Genomic DNA, 22,603 nt, shown 5'->3' with positions numbered 1-22,603 from the left:
GGCAATGTCAGAGCTGACCCTGACGGTCATGCGGTTGGGTTTCCTGGCCGTTCTGTGGCTGTTCGTCATCGTGGCCGTCCAGGTCATCCGCAGTGACCTGTTCGGCACGCGGGTGACCCAGCGCGGCTCGCGCCGCCAGGAGGCGCGCACCCAGCAGGGCGGCCGCCAGGCCGCTCCGCCGCCGCAGCGCGGCCAGCAGCAGGCTCCGCCGTCCGGCGGTGGCCGGTCGCGGCGCGGCGCCCCGACCAAGCTGGTCGTCTCCGAAGGCACCCTCACGGGCACCACCGTCGCCCTGCAGGGGCAGACGATCACCCTGGGCCGGGCGCACGACTCGACGATCGTCCTCGACGACGACTACGCCTCCAGCCGGCACGCCCGGATCTACCCGGACCGGGACGGCCAGTGGATCGTCGAGGACCTCGGGTCCACGAACGGCACGTACCTCGACCGGACCCGCCTCACCACCGCGACGCCGATTCCGCTGGGGGCGCCGATCCGCATCGGCAAGACCGTCATCGAGCTGCGGAAGTAGTACGACAATGAGCGAGCTGACCGGAGCGACCGGAGGGTGGGCAGTGTGGGTCGAGACCGGCTGTACCCCGATGCAGCGGCGACAGGGCAGGTGGGCATGAGCCTCTCCCTGCGATTCGCCGCGGGCTCGCACAAGGGCATGATCCGCGAGGGCAACGAGGACTCCGGCTACGCCGGTCCGCGTCTCCTCGCGATCGCCGACGGCATGGGCGGCCAGGCCGCCGGCGAGGTCGCCTCCTCCGAGGTGATCTCCACGCTCGTCGTCCTCGACGACGACATCCCGGGCTCCGACATCCTCACCTCGCTCGGTACGGCGGTGCAGCGCGCCAACGACCAGCTCCGGATGATGGTCGAGGAGGACCCGCAGCTGGAGGGCATGGGCACCACGCTCACCGCCCTGCTGTGGACCGGTCAGCGCCTCGGCCTCGTGCACGTCGGCGACTCGCGCGCCTACCTGCTGCGCGACGGCGTCCTCACCCAGATCACCCAGGACCACACCTGGGTCCAGCGGCTCGTCGACGAGGGCCGGATCACCGAGGAGGAGGCCACCACCCACCCGCAGCGCTCGCTCCTGATGCGCGCGCTCGGCAGCGGCGACCACGTCGAGCCCGACCTCTCCATCCGCGAGGTCCGCGCCGGCGACCGCTACCTGATCTGCTCCGACGGCCTGTCCGGCGTGGTGTCCCACCAGACCCTGGAGGACACCCTCGCCAGCTACCAGGGCCCGCAGGAGACCGTGCAGGAGCTGATCCAGCTCGCGCTGCGCGGCGGCGGCCCCGACAACATCACGGTGATCGTCGCCGACGTCCTCGACGTCGACGGCGGCGACACCCTCGCCGGCCACCTCAGCGACACCCCGGTCGTCGTCGGCGCGGTCGCCGAGAACCAGCAGCAGCTGAACGACGGCGGCGCGATGCAGACCCCGGCCGGCCGCGCCTCCGGCCTCGGCCGCACCGCCCCTCACCACCAGCCGCCCGCCGGCGGCTTCGGCCCGCCCGGCAGCGGCGACGACCACGGCTACGGCGGCGCCCCGCCCGGCGCCTTCGACGCCTACGCGGACGACGACTTCGTCAAGCCGCGGAAGCGGCGGCGGTGGATCGGCCGCACCCTGATCCTCGTCCTCGCCCTCGGCGTCCTCGCCGGCGGCGCGTACGGCGGCTGGCGCTGGACGCAGACCCAGTACTACGTGGGCTCCAACGCCGAGCACGTGGCGCTGTACCGGGGCATCAGCCAGGACCTCGCGTGGGTGAAGCTCTCGGAGGTCGAGAAGGACCACCCCGAGATCGAACTCAAGTACCTCCCCGCCTACCAGCGGAAGCAGGTCGAGGACACCATCGCGGGCGGCAGCCTCGCCAAGGCCCAGACGAAGATCTCCGAGCTGTCCGTGCAGGCCTCCGCCTGCAAGAAGACCGAAGAGCGCCGCGTGGCCAAGGAGAAGGCCGAGAAGGACAAGGCCGCCGCCGAGGCCGAGAAGCCGGCCGACGGCGCGGACGCCAAGCCCGGAGCCGAGCCCACCGCGCCCGCGCCGAGCCCGGGTCCCACCCTCACCGCCGAGGAGCAGAAGCTGGCCTCGAACTGCGGCAAGCAGTAAGACCCGTAGGGGGCCTTTCACCACCATGAGCGTTGTCACCAACACGACCACCATCGGCGCGATCGAGGCGCCGAGCCGCCGCAACACCGAGCTGGCGCTGCTCGCCTTCGCCGTCGCCATCCCGGTGTTCGCGTACCTCAACGTGGGGCTCGCGCTGGACGGCGAGGTCCCGTCCGGCATGCTCGGCTACGGGCTCGGCCTGGCGCTCCTCGCGACCGTCGCCCACCTCGTCGTACGCAAGTGGGCGCCGTACGCCGACCCGCTGCTGCTGCCGCTGGCGACCCTGCTCAACGGCATGGGGCTGGTGCTGATCTGGCGGCTGGACCAGTCGCCGCGGCTGATCGACCTGGCGAAGCGCAGTTACGGGGCCTTCAGCCCCTCCGCGCCGAACCAGATGATGTACTCCGCGATCGGCATCGCCATGTTCGTGGGCGTGCTGCTGCTCCTGAAGGACCACCGCGTCCTGCAGCGCTACACGTACATCTCCATGGTCGTGGCGCTCTTCCTGCTCCTGCTGCCGCTCGTGCCGGGTCTCGGCACCGATGTCTTCGGCGCCAAGATCTGGATCCGTATCGGCGGCTTCTCCATCCAGCCCGGCGAGTTCGCCAAGCTGGTCCTCGCCGTGTTCTTCTCCGGCTACCTGATGGTGAAGCGGGACGCCCTCGCGCTGGCCAGCCGCCGCTTCATGGGGCTCTACCTGCCCCGCGGTCGTGACCTGGGCCCGATCCTGACGATCTGGGCGGTCAGCCTCCTCATTCTGGTCTTCGAGAACGACCTCGGTACGTCGCTGCTCTTCTTCGGCATGTTCGTGATCATGCTGTACGTGGCCACCGAGCGGACCAGCTGGATCGTCATGGGTCTGCTGATGGCCGTCGCCGGCGCGGTGGCCGTCGGCTCCACCGCCAGCCACGTCCAGTCGCGCGTGGCCGCCTGGCTCGATCCGTTCGAGTGCCTCAAGACGGCGCCCGAGGGCTCCAACATGGCGTACGCCTGTGACCAGATGACCCAGGTCCTCATGTCCTTCGGCTCGGGCGGCATCCTCGGCACCGGTCTCGGCCAGGGCAACTCCGACCTGATCCAGTTCGCCGCCAACTCCGACTTCATCTTCGCCACCGTCGGCGAGGAGCTGGGCCTGGCCGGCGTGATGGTCTTCCTGCTGATCTACGGCCTGATCATCGAGCGGGGCATCCGTACCTCCCTCGCCGCCCGCGACCCCTTCGGCAAGCTGCTCGCCATGGGCCTGTCCGGTGCCTTCGCACTCCAGGTGTTCGTCGTCGCCGGCGGTGTGATGGGCCTCATCCCGCTCACCGGTATGACGATGCCGTTCCTCGCGTACGGCGGTTCGTCCGTGATCGCCAACTGGGCCCTGATCGGCATCCTGATCCGGATCAGCGACACCGCGCGCCGCCCGGCGCCCTCCCCCGCCCCGAATCCCGACGCCGAGATGACCCAGGTGGTCCGTCCGTGAACAAGCCGCTGCGCCGGGTCGCGATCTTCTGCGGCCTGCTCGTCCTCGCCCTGCTCCTGCGCGACAACTGGCTCCAGTTCGTCCGCGCCGACGAGCTGAACGCGCACCCGAAGAACCGGCGGGTCCAGATCGAGCGCTACTCGAACGAGCGGGGCAACATCATCGTCGACGGGAAGCCGATCACCGGCTCCGTCGACTCGGGCGACGAGTACTTCAAGTTCAAGCGGACCTACGTGAACGGCCCGATGTGGGCCCCCGTCACCGGCTACGCCTCCCAGGCGTACGACGCCAACCAGATCGAGAAGATCGAGGACGGCATCCTCACCGGCAACGACGACCGGCTCTTCTTCGACCGCACCCTGTCGATGTTCACCGGGGAGAAGAAGAAGGGCGGCGACGTCGTCACCACCCTCAACGGCGCCGCGCAGAAGGCCGCCTTCGAGGGCCTGGGGAAGAACACCGGCGCGGTCGTCGCCATCGAGCCGTCGACCGGCAAGATCCTGGCGCTGGCGTCCACCCCCTCGTACGACCCGTCGTCCTTCGCCGGATACTCGGGCAAGGACGAGAAGGCCTGGGTCGCCCTGGAGAAGGACAAGAACAAGCCCAAGCAGAACCGCGCCCTGCGCGAGATCTACCCCCCCGGCTCCGTCTTCAAGGTCGTGACCGCCGCCGCCGCGCTGGAGGCCGGCAAGGTCAAGGACATCGACGCCTCGACCGACACCCCCGAGGGCTGGAAGATCCCGCTCTCCACGCTGCCGATGAAGAACCACTCGGGCGGCTGCGCCAACGCCAGCCTCAACGAGGCCCTGCGGATCTCCTGCAACTCGGTCTTCGCCAAGCTCGGTGACGACGTCGGCCGCGACAAGATGGTGGAGACCGCCGAGAAGTTCGGCTTCAACGCCGAGCAGTTCACCCCGGTCCGCTCCGCCGCCTCGGTCTACGACAAGAACGCCGACCGCGGTGGCAATGCGCTCTCCTCCATCGGCCAGTTCAACACCGCGACGACCCCGCTCCAGATGGCCATGGTCACGGCGGCGATCGCCAACGACGGCAAGCTCATGAAGCCGTACATGATCGACCAGCTGCGCGCCCCCAACCTGGACGTGATCAAGCAGAACGACCCCGAGGAGATGAGCCGGCCGGTCTCCCCGGAGAACGCCCAGAAGCTCCAGGCGATGATGGAGAACGTCGTCGCGAAGGGCACCGGCTCCAAGGCCGACCTCAACATGAGCGGCGTCAAGGTCGGCGGCAAGACCGGTACCGCGCAGCACGGCGAGAAGAACGCCAAGCGCCCGTACGCGTGGTTCATCTCCTACGCCAAGACCGACCAGGGTTCCCCGGTCGCCGTCGCCGTGATCGTCGAGGACGCGGCGGGCGTCGGCCGTGAGGACATCAGCGGTGGCGGCCTCGCCGCGCCGATCGCCAAGGCGGTCATGAAGGCGGTTCTGAAGAGCCGCGGCTGATCGTGCGAAGGGCCGGTGCCCGCCAGGTACCGGTCGGATATCAGCTGCCCTCCGCGCGCGGTCCGGCTCTTCGGGGCCGGTACCGTATGCGCGGACAGCACACACCGCCGGACCACCCCAGGGTGCGGTCGGGACAGACGGAGAGGGCTGGATTAGCTATGGAAGAGCCGCGTCGCCTCGGCGGCCGGTACGAGCTGGGCTCGGTGCTCGGCCGCGGTGGCATGGCCGAGGTGTACCTCGCCCAGGACACCCGGCTCGGCCGCACCGTCGCCGTGAAGACGCTGCGGGCCGACCTGGCCCGTGACCCGTCCTTCCAAGCCCGGTTCCGCCGTGAGGCACAGTCCGCCGCCTCCCTGAACCACCCGGCGATCGTCGCCGTCTACGACACCGGCGAGGACTACGTCGACGGGGTCTCCATCCCGTACATCGTGATGGAGTACGTCGACGGCTCGACGCTCCGTGAGCTGCTCCACTCGGGCCGCAAGCTGCTGCCCGAGCGCACTCTGGAGATGACCGTCGGCATCCTCCAGGCCCTCGAGTACTCGCACCGCGCCGGCATCGTGCACCGCGACATCAAGCCGGCGAACGTGATGCTGACCCGTACGGGCCAGGTCAAGGTCATGGACTTCGGCATCGCGCGCGCCATGGGCGACGCGGGCATGACCATGACGCAGACGGCGGCGGTCATCGGCACCGCCCAGTACCTGTCGCCCGAGCAGGCCAAGGGCGAGCAGGTCGACGCGCGCTCCGACCTGTACTCCACCGGCTGCCTGCTCTACGAGCTGCTGACCGTCCGGCCGCCGTTCATCGGGGACTCCCCCGTGGCCGTGGCGTACCAGCACGTCCGCGAGGAGCCGCAGCCGCCGAGCAACTTCGACGCCGAGATCACGCCCGAGATGGACGCCATCGTCCTCAAGGCGCTGGTCAAGGACCCCGACTACCGCTACCAGTCCGCCGACGAGATGCGCGCGGACATCGAGGCGTGCCTCGACGGGCAGCCGGTCGCGGCCGCCGCCGCGATGGGCATGGCGGGCGCCCCGGCGTACAACGGCTACGGCTACCCGCCGGAGGACCAGCCGACGACGGCGCTGCGCCAGGCCGACCCGGGCGGCCAGACCACGATGATGCCGCCCGTCCAGCAGGACGGCTACGGCGGTGGGTACGGCGGGCACGACGGCTACGACGACCGTCCGGACCGCCGCCGCGGCGGCCAGAAGAAGTCGAACGCCTCGACGATCCTGCTGGCCCTCTGCGGCGTCCTGGTCCTGGTCGGCGCGATCTTCATCGCGAAGTACCTCATGGACACCAACGACACCCCGCAGCAGACGCTGGTGCCGCCGCTCGTCGGCCAGACGGTGCCCGACGCGCAGAAGTCCGCGACCAACGCCCAGGTGCAGGTGGTGGAAGCCGGCAAGGAGCGCTGCGACCAGCCCACCGGCGCCATCTGCCGCCAGGACCCGGCCTCCGACGGCGCCGCCAAGATGCCGATCGACGGCACGATCCAGGTGTGGGTCTCCGAGGGCGCGCCGCTCGTCGAGGTCCCGGACGTCCAGGAGCAGTCGCTCCAGCGGGCGAAGGAGACCCTGGAGGGCAAGGGCTTCAAGGTCAAGGTCGAGGAGGAGGAGTCCTCGGAGGACCCCGGCACCGTCCTGCGGCAGAACCCGCAGAACGGCACCAAGGCCGAGAAGAACTCCGAGGTGACCCTCACCGTCGCCAAGCAGAAGCTGACGCAGCTGCCGGACGTGCGGAACCGCGACATCAGCCTGGCGCTCCAGCAGCTGAACGGCCTCGGCTTCACCAACGTGAAGCAGGAGGAGGTCGACAACGACCAGCCCAAGGGCATGGTCCTGGAGCAGACTCCGGGCGGCCCGAGCAACCAGCCGCTGGACGTCGAGATCAAGCTGAAGGTCTCCAAGGGCCCGCAGGCGACTCCGGTCACCATCCCCGGCGACCTCGCCGGGAAGACGCTGAAGGAAGTCCGGGACTGGTTCCAGAGCCAGGGCGTGTCGGTCGTGGTGGCCGGTGTCGACAAGGACGACGCCCGTGTCGTCCAGTCGGCTCCCGCCGGCGGTCAGACGGTCGACAAGGGCGGCTCGGTCACCCTGTTCACCGCGGACGTGGGCGGCGGCGGCAACCCCGGCGGGAACGGCGGGAACGGCGGGCAGCCCGGAGGCGACAACAACGGCGACAACAACGGCGAGAACAACATCGGCGGCTGGTTCGACTAGTTAGAGCCCCCACCGCGAGCGAGACGGGGAGAGCCCCGGAGTCCCGAAGAGGACTCCGGGGCTCTCCCCGTTCCCGCCGCTCCCCTTCCGGCTGCTCGGCGCTCCGTCAGCGGAGTTCGGCCGGTGGGGTGCGGTCCGCGTCGACCTTCTCCGTACGGGCCAGCTCGCCCCACACGATGTAGCGGTAGTCGGAGGTGTACATCGGGGTGCAGGTGGTCAGGGTGATGTACCGGCCGGGTTCCTTCTTGCCGGACTCCTCGGGGACCGGCTGGAGGACGTCCACGTTGTACTTCGTGGTCTCCGGGAGCGTCTTGTAGACCTTGTAGACGTACCAGGTGTCCTTGGATTCAAAGACGATCGGGTCGCCGTTCTTCAGCTTGTGGATGTTGTGGAACTTGGCGCCGTGCCCGTCCCGGTGGGCGGCGAGGGTGAAGTTGCCCCGCTCGTCCTGCGGGAGCGCCGACTTGACCGGGTCGGTGTAGTAGCCGGCGACGCCGTTGTTGAGGACGTCGCTCTCGGTCCCCTTCTTCACCAGGATCTCCTCGCCGCCGAACGCGGGGACGTGGAGGAAGCCGAGGCCGCCCCTGGTGTCGAGGGCGCCGGGGCCCTGGTCGGCCCATTCGCCGCGGACCTGGGCGCCTTCCTTGTCGGCGGCGCGGTCGGCGAGGACGTTCGTCCACCACAGCGAGTAGACGACGAAGAGCCCGAGCACGAGGCCGGCTGTGATGAGGAGTTCACCGAAGACGCTGATGAGCCCGGCGATCCGGTTGCGCGCGCGTGACACTGGGTCGGCCCTCGTCCCTTCTGGAGGTGTGGGGTCTCAGCGTCTCTGATCAGCCGAGCGACCCCATCCGAACCGTAGGGTCCGGTATGGGTGCTGTCCACCTAGGTGGGGAGGCGTGGGCGTGGAGGTGGAATCCCGCGCCCAGTGCTGCCCCACGTGGCTTGTGCCGGGTGGTGGGTGCGCTGATCGTGGTCACGCTCTGGTACCGGTCGGCTGCACGGGGCAGTCGTGGTCGGCCCGTTGGGGCGTGTCCCTCCGGACGCCGGCCGGTGCGGCCCGAAGGCCGTTCCGGGAAGGGAACCCCGCGTCGCCTGGGCGCGGGGCGGTTGGTGCGTGGCCGGGTGAGGCCGGTCTTGGACCGGTCCGCCCGGCTGGTCTTCGGTGCGGTGGTGACGACGGCTCCGCGTTCGAGACGGTCGACCACCGTGCGGATGGCCATCTGCCCGCTGGTGCGGTCGGTGATGGTCTTGGCCTGGTGGGTGAGGCCGCGGGCGGCAATGCGGCGCCAGGCGCCCTGGTCGCGGTCGCCCTGCCAACCGCAGCCGGCGCAGAGGGCCCATTTCCAGCCGGGTGTGGCGGGCCGGTCGGGGGCCTTGCGGTGCCGCAGCGGGGTCAGGCAGTGCGGGCAGTGCCGGGAGGTGTCGCGGGGCGGGACGGTGACGACGGCGATACCGGTCTCGGCGGCCACGTGCCGCGTCCACCGAACGATCTGCCCGCGCACGGTCTGTGAGAGGCGGGTGTTCGTCGTGCTGCCCATGCCACCGGCTTCCAGTGAGCGCAGGTCTTCCAGATAGATGACCGTGGCCCCAGCCGTGATGGCCTGGTCCACGGCCCACCGGGCCGCACTCCGGGCGAGGGCGTCGTTGAGACGGGAGCGGCGCTGTGCGACGCGCCGGATCTCCTCGGTCAGCACGGCCTGCCGGCCGTCCAGGGCGGGGTCGGCGAGCCGGGTGTAGTGGCGGGTCTTGGTGTGCAGGTGCTCCGAGGTACGGCGCAGCCGGTGCTGCTTGGCCAGCACACCTGCGGCGCGGAACTGCCCACCCGCCGCGAGGGCGGTGATCCTCCCGTCGTCGTGCAGCCGGAGCGCGCCCGCGCTGAGCAGGGTGTTCAGACCCCAGTCCACCCCCAGGGCCACCGTGTGGCCGCTGCGCCGGGGCTTGGGCACGGGATGGGTGAAGGCCAGATCGGCCCGGACCCTTCCGCCTGCGATGCGCAGGGTGGGCGGGTGAAGGACCGCGTTCGCCGGGACCGTGGGCGGCAGTGTGAGCGGGCACGCCACCCAGCTCCAGTCCGCGTAGGCGCCTGGGTCGGGCCGAACGGGGAGCTGCAGCCTCAGCAGCGCCCGGCGCCCGTCGTCGGCGCGCTCGATCGTGGCCTGCTGGCCGTCGCACGCGGCGAGCAGCAGCATCCCCAACGCACCCGGCGACGGTTCCAGCTCGAACACATCGACCGGAAGACGCCCGCTCCCGCGCACGTACGCGGCGATCTGGCGGGTACGGGAACGGATCACACCCGAGGGCAGGTACTCCCCGCCGGGGACCGCGCGACGTACCGTGTCCCACTCCTGCGGTGTGCGCCTGTCCGGATCGGCGGGCCACGAGGCCAGCACCCCGGCCACCACATCGGCGCGCCACTTCACCGATCGCAGCACCCGCCCGGCCTGCTCCTGCGCCATTCGCACGATGCGGTCGTTCACCCGCACACCGTCCGGCGGGGCGACACCCCAGCCCAGACGACGCAGCGCCATCCACGCCTGGGACGGCAGGCCCCGGCCCGTCGCGTCCACACCCGAGGCCAGCGCGTCCACGTCGGCGGTGTTCCAGTGCCCGGACAACAGCACTCTTGCCATTCCCGCCACCAGATCGGCGCACCAGCCCACCCGCTCCGCCAGAACGGCACCGGTGAGGACCTCGCCGGTCTTCTCGTCCACACCTGACCGGAGCAGAACGGGCGCGCAGGCGGGACGAGCCGTCTCCCCCTCGCCCAAGGGCAACCTCCGGGCCACCGGCACCCTCCCCTCACCCCTGGTGCTGTCATCCGATCAACGACACCACCACGGAAAGGTCACACATTCGACCCCAGAACATGCGGACGACATCGGTCATGGGCGCCGGAGATCGAGAAAGGAGGACATATCAGCCTACGAGCGCGGTCGGCTTTCCCTTGCTGCGCGGGCGTTCCTCGACCAGCTTTCCCCAGACGATCATGCGGTAGGTGCTGGTGAACTCGGGCGTGCAGGTGGTGAGGGTGATGTAGCGGCCGGGTTCGGTGAAGCCGGAGCCCTTGGGGATCGGGTCGATGACGGCGATGTTCGAGGGCGCGGTCTGCGGGAGGATGCTCGCCATCTCGTACGTGTAGTAGGCGTCCTGGGTCTCGACCACGATGGGGTCGCCGGGCTTGAGTCGGTTGATGTACCGGAACGGTTCGCCGTGGGTGTTGCGGTGGCCGGCGACCGCGAAGTTGCCCTGCTTGTCGGAGGGCATGGCGGTCTTGAGCTTGCCCTCGCCGTAGTGGCCGACCATGCCCTTGTCGAGGACCTTGGGCTTGCTGATGCCCTCGGCGACGGGGACGACGACGTCCAGCTTGGGGATGTACATGATGGCGAAGCCCTCGCCGGGGGCGAAGACGTCCGGCTTGTTCTCGCCCTTGGCCCAGGTGTCCTCGATGCGCTCCTTGGCCTGGTCGGTCTCCTGGCCGGCGAGCACGTTGGTCCACCACAGCTGGTAGGCGACGAAGAGGAGCATGACGACGCCGAGGGTGATGAACAGCTCGCCGACGACGACGCCGACGCTGTCCTTGGCGGCCTTCGCCTCCCGGGCGGCGCGGCGGGCTTCTACCCGCGAGAGGGGGCGTTCGGCGGCACCGTCGGCGGACGCCCCCGTGGTCGCTCCGGCCGTCGGGCGGCCCTTGCCTCGGCCCTGCTTGGCGGCGGCCCGCCGCCGCTCGGCCCGGCCGGGCCCGGGAAGGGCCTCCACGGGCCTCTCGGCCTCCTCCACGAGCGCGGGCATCTCCCGGGTCCCGTCGGTCTCGTACGGCTCGCGCACGGGCGCGTGGACGGCTTCCCGAGGGGGTTCAGGGGCGCGCGGGGCCTGGTGGGCGGCGGGACGGGCCCCGTGACCGGCGGCCGGGGCCTCGTACGCGGTGGCCGGGGCCCCGTAGCCGGGCGTCGGCGTCTCGTACCCCGGCACGGGCGTCTCGTAGCCCGTCGCCGGTGTCGCGTAGCCGGGCGTCGGTGTCTCGTAGCCCGGCACGGGGGCCTCGTAGGGGTGCGGTGCCTGGTGTCCGGGGCCGTCCGGGTATCCGGCACCCGTCGCCGTGCCGCCGCCGTCCCCGTACGACGGCTCGGCCGGGTACGGATACGGGTACGGGCCCTGCTGCTCGTAGCCGTACCCGGTCTGGTCGTACGAGCCCTGCCGGTCGTAGGGGTCCCGCTGCTCGTAGGAGGGGCTCTGCTGCTCGTAGCGGCCCTGCTCGTACGGGCGCTGCTCGGGAGCCTGGGGGCCGTGGTCCTCGGGTATCGGCTCGGGCCCGGGCTGCCCGGAGGCCCGGAACCACGGCGAGCCCGTCGTCACGCGACGGCCTTGCCCACCACCGGCGCGAGCCCCGCGGACCGGCCGACCGCTCCCTCGTCTCCGCACTGCGTCAGCCAGTTGGCGAGCATCAGGTGGCCGTGCTCGGTGAGCACCGACTCGGGGTGGAACTGGACGCCTTCGACGGGGAGTTCGCGGTGGCGCAGGCCCATGATGATGCCGTCCTCGGTCCGCGCGGTCACTTCGAGCTCGGCGGGCAGGTCGGCGGGCTCGGCGGCGAGCGAGTGGTAGCGGGTGGCCGTGAACGGCGAGGGGAGGCCGGCGAAGACGCCCTTGCCCTCGTGGACCACGGGCGAGGTCTTGCCGTGGAGCAGTTCGGGGGCGCGGTCGACGACGCCGCCGTAGGCCACGGCCATGGACTGCATGCCGAGGCAGACGCCGAAGACCGGGACGCCGGTGGCGGCGCAGTGCCGCACCATGTCGATGCAGACGCCGGCCTGCTCGGGGGCGCCCGGCCCGGGGGACAGCAGGACGCCGTCGAAGCCGTCCTGGGCGTGGCTCAGCTCCACCTCGTCGTTGCGGAGCACCTCGCACTCGGCGCCGAGCTGGTAGAGGTACTGCACGAGGTTGAAGACGAAGCTGTCGTAGTTGTCGACGACGAGAATTCGCGCGCTCACTGGCCGTCCACCGTCACATCGTTGAACGGAAGCAGAGGCTCCGCCCAGGGGAACACGTACTGGAAGAGGACGTAGACGACCGCGAGGACCAGCACGACCGAGATCAGCGCCTTCACCCCGGCGTTGCCCGGCAGATGCCGCCAGATCCATCCGTACATGACGTCCGACCGCCCCTTCCGTTCGTTACGGGCACCAGAGTACGGGGCGAGGACCCCGTCGGGGGGAAGCTGTCCGAAGCCTGTGGACAACCGGTCCCGGACCGGGCTATGCGGCGGGCCTGGCCTGGTGGAGGTCGACCGTGCCCGTGTAACCGGGAAGGGTGATGTTCTTGTGGTCGTCGACCTTCCAGCCGAGGCCGTAGGCCTTCACGTAGAGCTGGTAGTTCTGGAGCGCGGGGGAGTCCGCGAGGGCCTTGTCGAGCTTCCCGCGGTCACCGACGGCGGTGATCCTGTAGGGCGGCGAGTAGACCCGGCCCTGGAGGATCAGGGTGTTGCCGACGCAGCGGACCGCGCTGGTGGAGATGAGCCGCTGGTCCATGACCCGGATGCCCTCGGCGCCGCCCTCCCACAGGGCGTTGACGACGGCCTGGAGGTCCTGCTGGTGGATGACGAGGTCGTTGGCCTGCGGTTCGGGATAGCCGGGGGCGGCCTGGGCGTCGGGCGGGGCGTCGTTCAGCGTGACGGTGAGGCCGGGGCCGGAGATCTCGGTGGTGCCGGCGGCGGTCTCCAGGGCCTTGAGGCGGCGGTCCTCGGCGGCCGTGGAGCCGTCGTCGCGGGCGGCGAGGGTGTCCACCTCGTCGCGCAGCACGGCGGTGGACTCGTCGAGGCCGGCGTTCTTGTGGCTGCGTTCCTCGATCAGGTCGGAGAGCCTCAGCAGGGAGGCATCCGTGCGGATGTTGGTGCCCTTGGCGGTGTTGAAGCTCGTGACGAAGAGCAGCCCGGCGAGGGCGAAGACGCCCAGGGTGAGGAGGCGGACGGGGCGCCAGCGGCCGGCCCCGCCCGGTCCGACGGGGGGTTCGCCCGGTGTGTCGGCGGAATTGCTCAACGTACCCTGATCCCCTTCTGCGCCGCGGAACCACTACGCTAACGGACGCCCGGGGGGCGCAGTGGACCTGCTACGTCACATCCCGGCGACAGCCACAGTTCCCTGCGCGGTCACGCAGCGCATCGACAGGAGAGTCCCTCGTGCCGAAGTCACGGATCCGCAAGAAGGCCGACTACACGCCGCCGCCGGCGAAGCAGGCCGCCACCATCAAGCTGACGAACCGCAGCTGGGTCGCCCCGGTGATGCTGGCCCTGTTCGCCATCGGTCTGGTGTGGATCGTGGTCTTCTACGTCACCGACGGTTCGCTTCCGGTCGAGTCGATCCGGAACTGGAACATCGTGGTCGGCTTCGGTTTCATCGCCGCCGGCTTCGGTGTCTCCACGCAGTGGAAGTGAGCCACTGAGCGGCGCTTAGCGGGTCTTCCCGGTCGCCGTCAAGCTCACCCCTGAGTTTATCCACAGCGTTGTGCACAGCACTGGATAACTTACGAAGATCTGTGGATAACTCACACCGGGTTGACACCGGTATGACCGCGAACACCCGTCCACAGACGACTGGAGCCCCCTGCCTCCCGGGAGAAACCCCAGCTCAGAGGTAGGGGGCTCGGTCATGCCCAGTCGACTGTGAGAACTCGCCACTCACTGTGGATAACTCTGGGGAAAGCTCGCTTCCCCAGCTCTTCCACAGCCCTGACCGCTCAGGTGAGCGCCAGGGTCCTGCCCACCGCGACGCCCACGTCGAGGAGCAGCACCAGTCCACAGGCGCCGTACTGGATGAGCTCGCGGCGGCCCCGGGGTGCGCGCACGAGCACGTACGTCACCAGCGCGCCAGCCACGAGTCCACCGACGTGCGCCTCCCACGAGATCCCCGGACGGGTGAACGTCATCAACAGGGACAGTCCCACGAAGAGGAGCACCGGCCGCATGTCGTGACGCCGCCGGCGGGCCAGCACCACCCAGGCCCCGATGAGGCCGTAGACGATCCCCGAGGCGCCCAGCGAGGGCTGGTTCGGGGCCGCCACCGCATAGGCGAGGACCGAGCCGGACAGGCCGGAGAGCAGGCACAGCAGCGCGTACCGGGTCCGGCCGAGCTCCGGCTCGACGATCCCGCCGATCACCCACAGGCCCAGCAGGTTGAAGAGGATGTGCCAGGGCTCCTGGTGCAGGACGGTGGCGGTGAGGAGCCGGTACCACTCCCCGTCCGCGACGCCGACGACCTCGCCGAGGAGCGGGTTGGAGGCGTACCCGATCAGCACGAGTTCGTCGACGAACCGGTCGCCGAGGATCAGCACCAGCCCGTACACGAGCACGCAGATCCCGATGAGGGCCTTGGTGATCAGCCGGTCGTCGGTCCTGACCCGGCCGCCCACGAGCGTCCTCGCCTGGTTGGCGTCGGCCGCGTGCCCGGTGCCCGAGCCGGTGCGGACGCAGTCGGGGCACTGGAAGCCGACGGAGGCGGAGATCATGCACTCCGGGCAGATGGGCTTCTCGCAGCGGGTGCAGCGGATGCCGGTCTCGGTGCCGGGATGGCGGTAGCAGTGCGGCGGTCCGGACTGCGCGTCCATGGGCGGGGTCCCCTCCTTCCCGGTCAGCGCTGCTCGATCACCACGGACTCGACCACGACGTCGGTCAGCGGCCGCTGGGTCTGCGGATCGGTGGGGACCTGCGCGATGGCGTCCACGACGGCGCGGCTCTTCGCGTCCACGACCTCGCCGAAGATGGTGTGCTTGCGGTTCAGCCAGGTCGCGGGGCCGACCGTGATGAAGAACTGGGAGCCGTTGGTGCCCGGCCCGGCGTTGGCCATCGCCAGCAGGTACGGCCGGTCGAACCAGAGCTCCGGGTGGAACTCGTCGGCGAACTCGTAGCCGGGGCCGCCCGTGCCGGTGCCCAGCGGATCGCCGCCCTGGATCATGAAGTCGCCGATGACCCGGTGGAAGACCGTGCCGTCGTAGAGGGGGTCGGTGGAGACCCGGCCGGTGGCCGGATGGGTCCACTCGCGTTCGCCCGAGGCGAGCTCGGTGAAGTTCCGCACCGTCTTCGGCGCGTGGAACGGCAGCAGGCGCACCTCGATGTCGCCCGCGTTGGTCTTGAGGATCGCGTACGGCATGGCCACGGTCCGCCTTCCCTCCCTGGTCGCGTCACACCGCGGAACGGATCGCCTCACGCGTCCACGGCTCTGGCGAGTCGATCCTCGCACGACGTGACGGGCGCGAACGGCCCGCCCGCTCCCCCCGCGTGCCCCGGATGCCAGCCCCGCATGCCGGACTTCGTTCGGACAGGCATGATGCCGAAAAGGATGGAAAGGCGAAAACCCGACATCGCTCGCCACCGAGGAGGAGGAACCCGTGACTCGCATGGACAGCGTGCGCGCCGCTGCGGATTCGGCGAAGGAAAGCGTCCTGCACGCCGCGGACGTGGTGGCGCCGTACGCCGGCACGGCCAAGGACCAGGCCGCGCACTATGCGCAGGAGGCGCGGGTGCGGCTCGCGCCCAAGATGTCGAGCGCCGCTCGGCAGGCGCGCGCGCAGGCGCGGGTGCGGTACGCCGCGCATGTGGCGCCGCACGTGCCGCCGCGGGTCGACGAGGCCGCGCATCGCGCTGCGGCTCGGACCCGCTCCGTCGCCCATCAGGTGGCCGACTACACCGTTCCGCGTGTCGAGCACGCGGTCGCCGCGACCGGTCCCGTCCTTGAGGAGGCCGGGTCGCGTTCCACTGCCGCCTGGGCCGCGCTGCGCGGTCAGGTGACGCCGGACGACGTCCGGAAGATCGTGAGGAAGCAGGAGCGCCGGGCCAGGACCGGGCGTCTCGTGAGGGGGCTCGCCGTGCTCGGCGTGCTCGTCGGCGGCGCGTTCGCCGCCTGGAAGTGGTGGGACAGGCAGGCCAATCCCGACTGGCTGGTCGAGCCGCCGGCGCCCACGGAGGTGGACGAGGGCTCGGGCATGCCGTCCGCGTCGGGCGCTGCCGCGTCCGTCGAGTCGGAGGCCAGTACGCGGGTGGTCGCGGAGTCCGGGAGCGTGGTGGAGGCCGAGACCGGGAGTGCGTCGGGGATCGAGGCGGAGCCGGAGACCGGGTCGACGGAGTCCGACGAGCGCCGTTGACGGGGGACCGTCCCGTCCGGATCCGCGGCCGACGCGGGGTGCGGAGAGGGAGGAGTGCCGCTCTCCCCGCACCCTAGGCGGCCGTCGCGAGCGCCAGTCGGGTCAGCTCGACGGGGTCGCTCGCGAGCGGCGCGGCGGCGCGGAGCGTGCGGGCGGCGGGAGACGAGCCGTGCGCTTCGGCGCCGATGCGCTGCTTGATGGTGGGCGGCAGCGAGCCGCGGCGGAGCGGCGCCCAGGGCTCCGCCCGCCGCTGCGCCACGACCCTCGCGGTGCGCTCGGCGGCGGCCGGGGCGGCGGCGGGGGCGGCCGGCTCCTCGGGCTGGGTCACCGGGGCCTGGCTCCGCGCGGCGGCGGGGGCCGCCAGGCCGACGGAGGCGAGCAGGGCGAAGAGGACGGAGATGAAGGCGGTCCAGAACTGCTTGACCTTGGCGGTGGCCATGGCCCCTCACTTTCGCTGATGCGGCGTTCTCGGATGGTTCATTTCGGGTTGCGCGCTTTACATACCTTTCTCATGATCTGTATGCGCACCCGGATCCCGCGGAGCGACGCCGCGTCCGCGCAGTTCTTCCGATGAACACCACCCGTCCGGATCAATACCCGGACCAGGGGTCAAGCGAGCCGGCGCTTGAGGTACCGGCTGAGGGGGGTCTCGACCGCCTTGTGGACCAGGTAGGACAGCACCAGCATCCCGGCCGTCGTGGCGCCGACGAGGACCCACGGATGGACGCCGCGGGGCGAGAAGTGGCCGAAGACCTCCCAGCCGATGAACTCGTGCAGGAGGTAGAGGGGGTAGGTGAGCGCCCCCGCGACCGGCAGCCACCGCCACTGGGCGCCGGAGAGCTTCCCGGTCGCGACCAGCGCCATGACCCCGAAGATCACCGCGATCACGGCGATCACGGGCCAGCCGGCCTGCTCGTTGATGTGGGGGATGTGCCGGAACTTCTCCATGGAGGGCACGAGCGAGGCGCAGAAGCTGACGCCGACGATGCCGAAGAGGAGCAGGTTCGGGCGGAAGCGGTACATCAGGTAGAACGCCATTCCGGCGATGAAGAACCAGCTGTACTCGGGCATGACCAGCGTCCGCAGCGGTCCGGGTTCGGCCTTGGCCGTGAGGATCGTGGCCGCGCCCCAGACGCAGCAGAAGAGGACCACCCGCTGGTAGGTGAGGCCGATCCACACCAGGACGGCGAAGAGCAGGTAGAAACGGAGCTCCGCGAAGAGGGTCCAGTAGACCGCGTCGACGGGCCGGACCCCGAGCGGTTCCTGGACCATCGTGAGGTTGGCGAGGACCTCGTGCCAGGCGAGGCGGGCCCGTTCGCCCGGGACGACGGCGAGGGTGACCGTGGTCGCGACGACCGCGAACCAGTAGGCCGGATAGAGCCGTACGACCCGGGAGACGAAGAAGGCCTTGAGCGGCCGGCCCCAGGCGCTCATGCAGATGACGAAGCCGCTGATCACGAAGAAGAGCTGGACGCCGAGGTAGCCGTACGAGGTGAAGCGGGACACCTCGGGGAAGACCGTCCACGCGGGCCGGTCCCATGCCTCGGCGCCGATCGCCGTGTAGTGGAAGGCGACCACCATGAGCGCCGCGCCGAGGCGGAGGCCGTCGAGGACGTACAGGCGCCCGCGCTTCCGCGCTCGTGGGACTCCGGGCAGGGCAGGCAGGGGCTCCTGGCCCGCTATTCGGCCAGCGGGCGGCGCGGACTGCACCAGATTGGACACTTGGGTCTACCCCCACCTCGAATTCACCCTCACGCCATCTCAGAGTGGTGGCGGCAGTGGCGCGGGGCCGACCTTAGGTAGGCCGAAGATCACCCACAAGGTGCAAAGCGCGTGATTCAGAGCTCAGCAACCGTCCGTTCCGCTGAAGCGCGGCCCTCACCTGCACCCCACCTGCCCCGAATCCCACCCACGAGCGCGTGAGCTGCGTCACACCGCGTCACAGTCGTCGCCCGCCCGGTGTCCTGTGGTCGAACCCCTGAAGGGGACCGGCCCGGGAGAAGTCCGGGGCGCGGTCCTGGACGAAGGAGACGACGCCATGGGCGGGAACACCGAAGTGGTCGTGATCGGCGGCGGGTACGCCGGGGTCATGGCGGCCAACCGGCTCAGCGGACGCGCGGACGCGCACGTGACGGTGATCAACCCCCGTCCGTCCTTCGTCCCCCGGCTCCGCCTCCACCAGCTGGTCGGCGGCAGCCACCCGGCGGTCGTCCGGTACGAGGAGGTCCTGGCGGAGCGCGTCCGGCTCGTCGTCGACTCGGTGGACCGGATCGACGTCCGCGCGCGCGTGGTCACCCTGGAGTCGGGCGCCACGGTCGGCTACGACCGGCTCGTCTACGCCGTCGGCTCCACCGGCGCCCGCCCGGAGGTCCCCGGCGTCGCCGACCACGCCCACCACGTCGCCGAGCTGGAATCGGCCGAGCGGCTGCGCGCCGCCCTCGCGGACCTGCCCGCAGGCGCCCCGGCCACCGTCGTCGGCGCCGGCCCGACCGGCATCGAGACGGCCGCCGAGATCGCCGAGGCCGGCCGCCCGGTGACGCTGGTCTGCGGCGGCGTCCTCGGGCCGTACCTGCACCCCAGGGCGCGGCGCTCGGCCGCCCGCCGGTTCGCCGCCCTCGGGGTCACCGTGCTCGACGGCCCCGGCACGAAGGTGACCGAGGTCACGGCGGAGGCCGTCCGGCTCGCCGACGGCCGCGTGGTGCCCGGCGGCCTCACCGTCTGGACCGCCGGCTTCGACGTCCCCGACCTGGCGACGCGCAGCGGACTGCGCACCGACGCCGTCGGGCGCCTGCTCACCGACGAGACGCTGACCAGCGTGGACGACGAGCGGATCGTCGCGGCCGGGGACTGCGCGGCCCCGTCGGACCTGCCGTTCCGGATGAGCGCCTATGTGGCCGGCTGCCTCGGCGCGCACGCGGCCGACACGGTCCTGGCCCGGATCGACGGCCGCCGCCCCGAGCCGGTGGACCTGGCGTTCCACGCGATGTGCCTCAGCTTCGGCCGCCGCACGGCGATCTTCCAAATCGCACACAAGGACGACCGGGCGATGGGAATCTACGTCGGCGGACGCGCGGGCGCGAAGCTGAAGGAACTCGCCTGCGCGTTCAGCGTCAAGCACCTGACCGAAGAGGCCCGCAAGCCCGGTGCGCACTCCTGGCCCAAGGGCGGCGAGGTCCGGCCCCGGCGGCTGCGGGAGCGCGCGGTCCGCACGACGGACGCCCCCGAGCACGCGGTCTGATCCGGCGGACCGAGAACGGGGAGAGAGATGAACGGCGAGCACACCACGGACCCGGCGACCGAGGCCTTCGTCGCTTACCGGAACCTGCTCTTCACGGTGGCGTACGAGATGCTCGGCTCGGCCGCCGACGCCGAGGACGTCCTCCAGGAGACCTGGCTGCGCTGGACCGGCGTGGACCTGGCGCGGGTCCACGACCAGCGGGCGTACCTGGTCCGCATCACCACCCGCCAGGCCCTCAACCGGCTGCGGACCGTACAGCGGCGGCGCGAGGCGTACGTCGGGCAGTGGCTGCCCGAGCCGCTGCTCACCGCGCCGGACGTCGCCGAGGACGTCGAGCTGTCCGAGTCGGTGTCGATGGCGATGATGCTGGTCCTGGAGACGCTCACGCCGACCGAGCGGGCCGTCTTCGTGCTCCGCGAGGTCTTCGAGGTCGGGTACGAGGAGATCGCGGCGGCCGTCGACAAGACGCCGGCCGCCGTCCGCCAGATCGCCCACCGGGCCCGCAAGCACGTCGACGCCCGGCGGTCCCGCGCGGCGGTGTCGGCCCGGGAGGCGCGGGCGGTCGTGGACTCCTTCCGGCGGGCCCTGGAGACCCGCGATCCGCAGGGCTTCCTGGCGCTGCTCGCCCCCGACGTCGTCCTCGTCAGCGACGGCGGCGGGATCAAGCGGGCCGCGCTCCGGCCGGTCGTCGGCGCCGACAAGGTCACCCGCTTCTACCTGGGCGGCACCCGCAAGCACGACGCCACGGTCACCACCGAGCCGACCGTCGTCAACGGCGCCCCGGCGCTGGCCGTGCGCGTCGACGGCGAACTGGACGGCGTGATGGCACTGCGCGTCGAGGGGGGCCTGATCAGCGGCCTCTACTACGTCCGCAACCCCGAGAAGCTCTCCCACGTCCTGGCCGAGACCTCCCTCACCCTCCACTGAGCCCCCCAGCACCGGAAAGGACCCGGAGATGCCCGGACGGACCGTCCCCACGACCGCGAGCCCCCGCCCCGCCTTCCACCGGACCGTCAAGGTCGCGGTCGCCCTCCAGACCCTGGCCCTGTTCTTCCAGGCGGGCACCGCCGGAGCCCTGCTCGTCTCCCCGACGGGCGCGCTCCTGCACGACGTCGGCTCACGGGTGATGTACGGCGCCTCGATGCTGTACGTGGTCGCCGCGGTGGTCGCCTGGCGTCCGGGCGGCGGCGGCCCCCGGCCGATCCTGTACGCCTCCGGGCTCCTCGTCCTCGCCTCGGTCCAGGTCGCCCTGGGCGTCGCCCACCTGCCGGCGCTCCATGTGCCGCTGGGCGTCGCGATGGTGGTCCTCAGCACCCTGGACCTGGTCAGGTCGGTCGCGGGCGGTACGGCTCCGCGGGGGGCACGGGGAGCGGCGGTCCCGCACCCGGTCGCCGAGCGGTAGGCCCGGCCGCGCGGTGGCACCGCCCGTCGGCGTGCGTCCGGGTCAGGCCAGCGCGGCCGCCGCGGCCTCGGCGAAGGCCTGCGGGTTGTCCAGCATGATGTTGTGCCCGCAGTCCGGGATCTCGACCACGCCGACGCCCGCCGCCACGAGCTCCGCGGCGCCCGGCAGCGGGCCGGCGGCCCGCGGGAGCAGGAAGGTCCGCGGGATCCTCAGGTCCCGCAGCAGCTCCCGCATGACCGGGTCCGAGCCGCGGACCAGCTGGACGGCGCTGCGGTGCAGGGCCTCGCGGCCCGCGAGCCGCATCGTCGACCACCAGTGCGCGCCGGCCGCGTCCCGCACCTCGGCCCAGCCGCCGGCAAGGAACTCCTCCTCGGTGTAGGCGGCGATCCCGGTGCTGCCGACCGCGCCGCGCTCCGGCTCGGCGGCGTCGAGGTTGGCGTCGACGAGCACCAGCTTCGACACCAGCCGGGGATGGCGGGCGGCCAGCACGACGGCCACCGAGCCCCCCATGCTGTGGGCGATCACCTCGGCCCCGACGGCACCGGCGGCGGTCAGCGCCTCGGCGAGCGCGTCGGCGTGCGATTCCAGGGAGTAGTCGAAGTCCGTGGGCCGGTCGCTGATGCCGTGTCCGAGCAGGTCGATCAGCAGGGAGCGGTGCCCGGCGAGCAGCGGGTGCACCGCCGTCTCGGTCCAGTACGCCGGCGAGGTGGCGCCCAGCCCGTGGACGTAGACACGGACCGGCTCGACCCCCGGCAGCTCGACCCAGCGGATCAGGTCGCCTCGGGGGGTCACGGCGGCGGTGCGCACAGTCTTCTCTCCTGACGTCGATTCACTTGGCGTACGCCGTACGGACGTACGGAGGTACAGGTATACGCGCGTACGGACTTTCGCATGCACGGGGGTGTACGCCTGTGCGGGTGTACGGCGTGTACGGGGGAAGTCCGTGCCGGGAGACGTCAGGAGGCGATGCCCTCGTAGGCGATGACGTGATCGACGTTCGCCCGTACGAGGTACTCGCCCGGCACCGAGTTGCGTTCCCCGTACCGCTGCGCCAGTTCGCCGCCCATGTACCGGCCGCCGATCCTGGTCGCCCACTCCCTCAGCTCCGCCGGGTCCTCGGTGAACCGCGCCGTGCATTCGAGCGTCACGTACGCGTACGGCGCCTCCATGTCGTCCACGCAGAGCGCGAACCGCGGCTCCCGCCGCAGGGCGTGGGCCTTCACCGAGGCGTGCCAGGTCGTGAAGACCACCTCGGTACGGCCGTCGGCGGTGTCGTCCAGGAGGAACCACACCGGGGTGACGTGCGGTCGGCCGTCCTTGCGGTGGGTGGCCAGCTTGCCGGTGCGGGTGCCGGTCAGGACGAACGCCCGCCACTGTTCCCGGGTCATCGGACGCATGAACGGAACTCCTTGCGTACGGGGCCGGGCGCGGGGGGGGGGGGCCCCGGGGGGGGGGGGCCCCCCCCCCGGCGCCCCCCGGCGGGGGGGGGGGGGGGCGCTTTGGCACTCCTCACTGTGAGGGGCCCCCCCCGCGGCCCCCACCCCCGCGGG

Annotated in this window: 22 protein-coding genes; 10 read left to right on the top strand and 12 right to left on the bottom strand. The window is 71.3% G+C overall.

Annotated elements, in window-relative coordinates:
• Window positions 1-4 precede the first annotated feature (4 nt).
• The 5 genes from ACFZCF_RS12145 to pknB all read left to right on the top strand — a co-directional run bounded on the left by ACFZCF_RS12145 (window position 5) and on the right by pknB (window position 7,281).
• Window positions 5-532, top strand: a complete 528-nt coding sequence (locus ACFZCF_RS12145) for an FHA domain-containing protein (RefSeq protein ID WP_169092888.1) — start codon at window positions 5-7, stop codon at window positions 530-532.
• 96 nt (window positions 533-628) lie between these two features.
• Window positions 629-2,122, top strand: coding sequence for a Stp1/IreP family PP2C-type Ser/Thr phosphatase (locus ACFZCF_RS12140; protein WP_391286351.1), 1,494 nt, complete (start codon window positions 629-631; stop codon window positions 2,120-2,122).
• Between the two features lie 25 nt (window positions 2,123-2,147).
• Window positions 2,148-3,590 (top strand): FtsW/RodA/SpoVE family cell cycle protein, encoded by a 1,443-nt coding sequence (locus tag ACFZCF_RS12135; protein ID WP_388442511.1) that lies wholly within the window; start codon window positions 2,148-2,150, stop codon window positions 3,588-3,590.
• Complete coding sequence (locus ACFZCF_RS12130; protein WP_391286349.1) at window positions 3,587-5,053, top strand: penicillin-binding transpeptidase domain-containing protein; 1,467 nt, start codon at window positions 3,587-3,589, stop codon at window positions 5,051-5,053. Before ACFZCF_RS12135 ends, ACFZCF_RS12130 begins: the two co-directional genes overlap by 4 nt.
• A gap of 158 nt (window positions 5,054-5,211) precedes the next feature.
• Entirely contained in the window at window positions 5,212-7,281 is a 2,070-nt protein-coding gene (gene pknB, locus ACFZCF_RS12125; RefSeq protein ID WP_388442505.1) for a Stk1 family PASTA domain-containing Ser/Thr kinase, read from the top strand.
• A 106-nt stretch (window positions 7,282-7,387) separates the two neighbouring features.
• Here the strand turns inward: pknB and ACFZCF_RS12120 are convergent, their stop codons facing one another.
• The 6 genes from ACFZCF_RS12120 to ACFZCF_RS12095 form a co-directional block, all read right to left on the bottom strand.
• Complete coding sequence (locus tag ACFZCF_RS12120) at window positions 7,388-8,065, bottom strand: class E sortase (protein ID WP_388442502.1); 678 nt, start codon at window positions 8,063-8,065, stop codon at window positions 7,388-7,390.
• A 49-nt stretch (window positions 8,066-8,114) separates the two neighbouring features.
• Entirely contained in the window at window positions 8,115-9,995 is a 1,881-nt protein-coding gene (locus ACFZCF_RS12115; RefSeq protein WP_391286346.1) for a zinc ribbon domain-containing protein, read from the bottom strand.
• A 205-nt stretch (window positions 9,996-10,200) separates the two neighbouring features.
• A complete protein-coding gene (locus ACFZCF_RS12110; RefSeq protein ID WP_391286344.1) occupies window positions 10,201-11,637 on the bottom strand; it encodes a class E sortase in 1,437 nt (478 codons plus the stop codon).
• Window positions 11,634-12,272, bottom strand: a complete 639-nt coding sequence (locus ACFZCF_RS12105; RefSeq protein WP_169092882.1) for an aminodeoxychorismate/anthranilate synthase component II — start codon at window positions 12,270-12,272, stop codon at window positions 11,634-11,636. Before ACFZCF_RS12105 ends, ACFZCF_RS12110 begins: the two co-directional genes overlap by 4 nt.
• Window positions 12,269-12,430, bottom strand: coding sequence for a hypothetical protein (locus ACFZCF_RS12100; RefSeq protein ID WP_391286342.1), 162 nt, complete (start codon window positions 12,428-12,430; stop codon window positions 12,269-12,271). Before ACFZCF_RS12100 ends, ACFZCF_RS12105 begins: the two co-directional genes overlap by 4 nt.
• A gap of 106 nt (window positions 12,431-12,536) precedes the next feature.
• Entirely contained in the window at window positions 12,537-13,316 is a 780-nt protein-coding gene (locus ACFZCF_RS12095; RefSeq protein ID WP_388442497.1) for a DUF881 domain-containing protein, read from the bottom strand.
• 140 nt (window positions 13,317-13,456) lie between these two features.
• Here ACFZCF_RS12095 and crgA point away from each other — a divergent pair, with 140 nt between their 5' ends.
• Window positions 13,457-13,711, top strand: coding sequence for a cell division protein CrgA (crgA, locus tag ACFZCF_RS12090; RefSeq protein WP_388442494.1), 255 nt, complete (start codon window positions 13,457-13,459; stop codon window positions 13,709-13,711).
• Window positions 13,712-14,013: 302 nt separating this feature from the next.
• Here crgA and ACFZCF_RS12085 read toward each other — a convergent pair whose 3' ends face one another.
• Complete coding sequence (locus tag ACFZCF_RS12085; protein ID WP_391286339.1) at window positions 14,014-14,880, bottom strand: rhomboid family intramembrane serine protease; 867 nt, start codon at window positions 14,878-14,880, stop codon at window positions 14,014-14,016.
• 23 nt (window positions 14,881-14,903) lie between these two features.
• Window positions 14,904-15,422, bottom strand: a complete 519-nt coding sequence (locus tag ACFZCF_RS12080) for a peptidylprolyl isomerase (RefSeq protein ID WP_388443498.1) — start codon at window positions 15,420-15,422, stop codon at window positions 14,904-14,906.
• A 238-nt stretch (window positions 15,423-15,660) separates the two neighbouring features.
• On the opposite strand from ACFZCF_RS12080, the gene ACFZCF_RS12075 reads away from it, so the two are divergent.
• Complete coding sequence (locus tag ACFZCF_RS12075) at window positions 15,661-16,413, top strand: DUF5324 family protein (protein WP_388442488.1); 753 nt, start codon at window positions 15,661-15,663, stop codon at window positions 16,411-16,413.
• A 73-nt stretch (window positions 16,414-16,486) separates the two neighbouring features.
• Here ACFZCF_RS12075 and ACFZCF_RS12070 read toward each other — a convergent pair whose 3' ends face one another.
• Together ACFZCF_RS12070 and ACFZCF_RS12065 are read right to left on the bottom strand one after the other, a co-directional pair.
• Window positions 16,487-16,852, bottom strand: a complete 366-nt coding sequence (locus tag ACFZCF_RS12070) for a DUF6344 domain-containing protein (protein ID WP_391286336.1) — start codon at window positions 16,850-16,852, stop codon at window positions 16,487-16,489.
• Window positions 16,853-17,022: 170 nt separating this feature from the next.
• A complete protein-coding gene (locus tag ACFZCF_RS12065) occupies window positions 17,023-18,135 on the bottom strand; it encodes an acyltransferase family protein (RefSeq protein WP_391286334.1) in 1,113 nt (370 codons plus the stop codon).
• Between the two features lie 316 nt (window positions 18,136-18,451).
• Between ACFZCF_RS12065 and ACFZCF_RS12060 the strand changes: the two genes are divergently transcribed.
• Genes ACFZCF_RS12060 through ACFZCF_RS12050 form a run of 3 tightly spaced genes read left to right on the top strand, consistent with a single transcriptional unit; the run spans window position 18,452 to window position 21,053 of the window.
• Window positions 18,452-19,651: an FAD-dependent oxidoreductase gene (locus ACFZCF_RS12060; RefSeq protein WP_391286332.1), complete on the top strand. Its 1,200-nt coding sequence runs from the start codon at window positions 18,452-18,454 to the stop codon at window positions 19,649-19,651.
• Between the two features lie 27 nt (window positions 19,652-19,678).
• A complete protein-coding gene (locus tag ACFZCF_RS12055; RefSeq protein ID WP_391286330.1) occupies window positions 19,679-20,578 on the top strand; it encodes an RNA polymerase sigma-70 factor in 900 nt (299 codons plus the stop codon).
• 28 nt (window positions 20,579-20,606) lie between these two features.
• A complete protein-coding gene (locus ACFZCF_RS12050; RefSeq protein ID WP_388442477.1) occupies window positions 20,607-21,053 on the top strand; it encodes a hypothetical protein in 447 nt (148 codons plus the stop codon).
• A 42-nt stretch (window positions 21,054-21,095) separates the two neighbouring features.
• Here ACFZCF_RS12050 and ACFZCF_RS12045 read toward each other — a convergent pair whose 3' ends face one another.
• Together ACFZCF_RS12045 and ACFZCF_RS12040 are read right to left on the bottom strand one after the other, a co-directional pair.
• Window positions 21,096-21,860 (bottom strand): alpha/beta fold hydrolase, encoded by a 765-nt coding sequence (locus ACFZCF_RS12045; protein WP_388442474.1) that lies wholly within the window; start codon window positions 21,858-21,860, stop codon window positions 21,096-21,098.
• A 149-nt stretch (window positions 21,861-22,009) separates the two neighbouring features.
• Window positions 22,010-22,441, bottom strand: coding sequence for a PPOX class F420-dependent oxidoreductase (locus tag ACFZCF_RS12040; protein WP_388443492.1), 432 nt, complete (start codon window positions 22,439-22,441; stop codon window positions 22,010-22,012).
• Window positions 22,442-22,603 lie beyond the last annotated feature (162 nt).

This window comes from Streptomyces sp. NPDC007945, from assembly GCF_042958885.1.
In the GTDB taxonomy this organism is placed as follows: domain Bacteria; phylum Actinomycetota; class Actinomycetes; order Streptomycetales; family Streptomycetaceae; genus Streptomyces.
The sequence above is the reverse complement of the archived record's forward strand: the minus strand, read 5'-3'. Positions and strand labels throughout refer to the sequence as shown.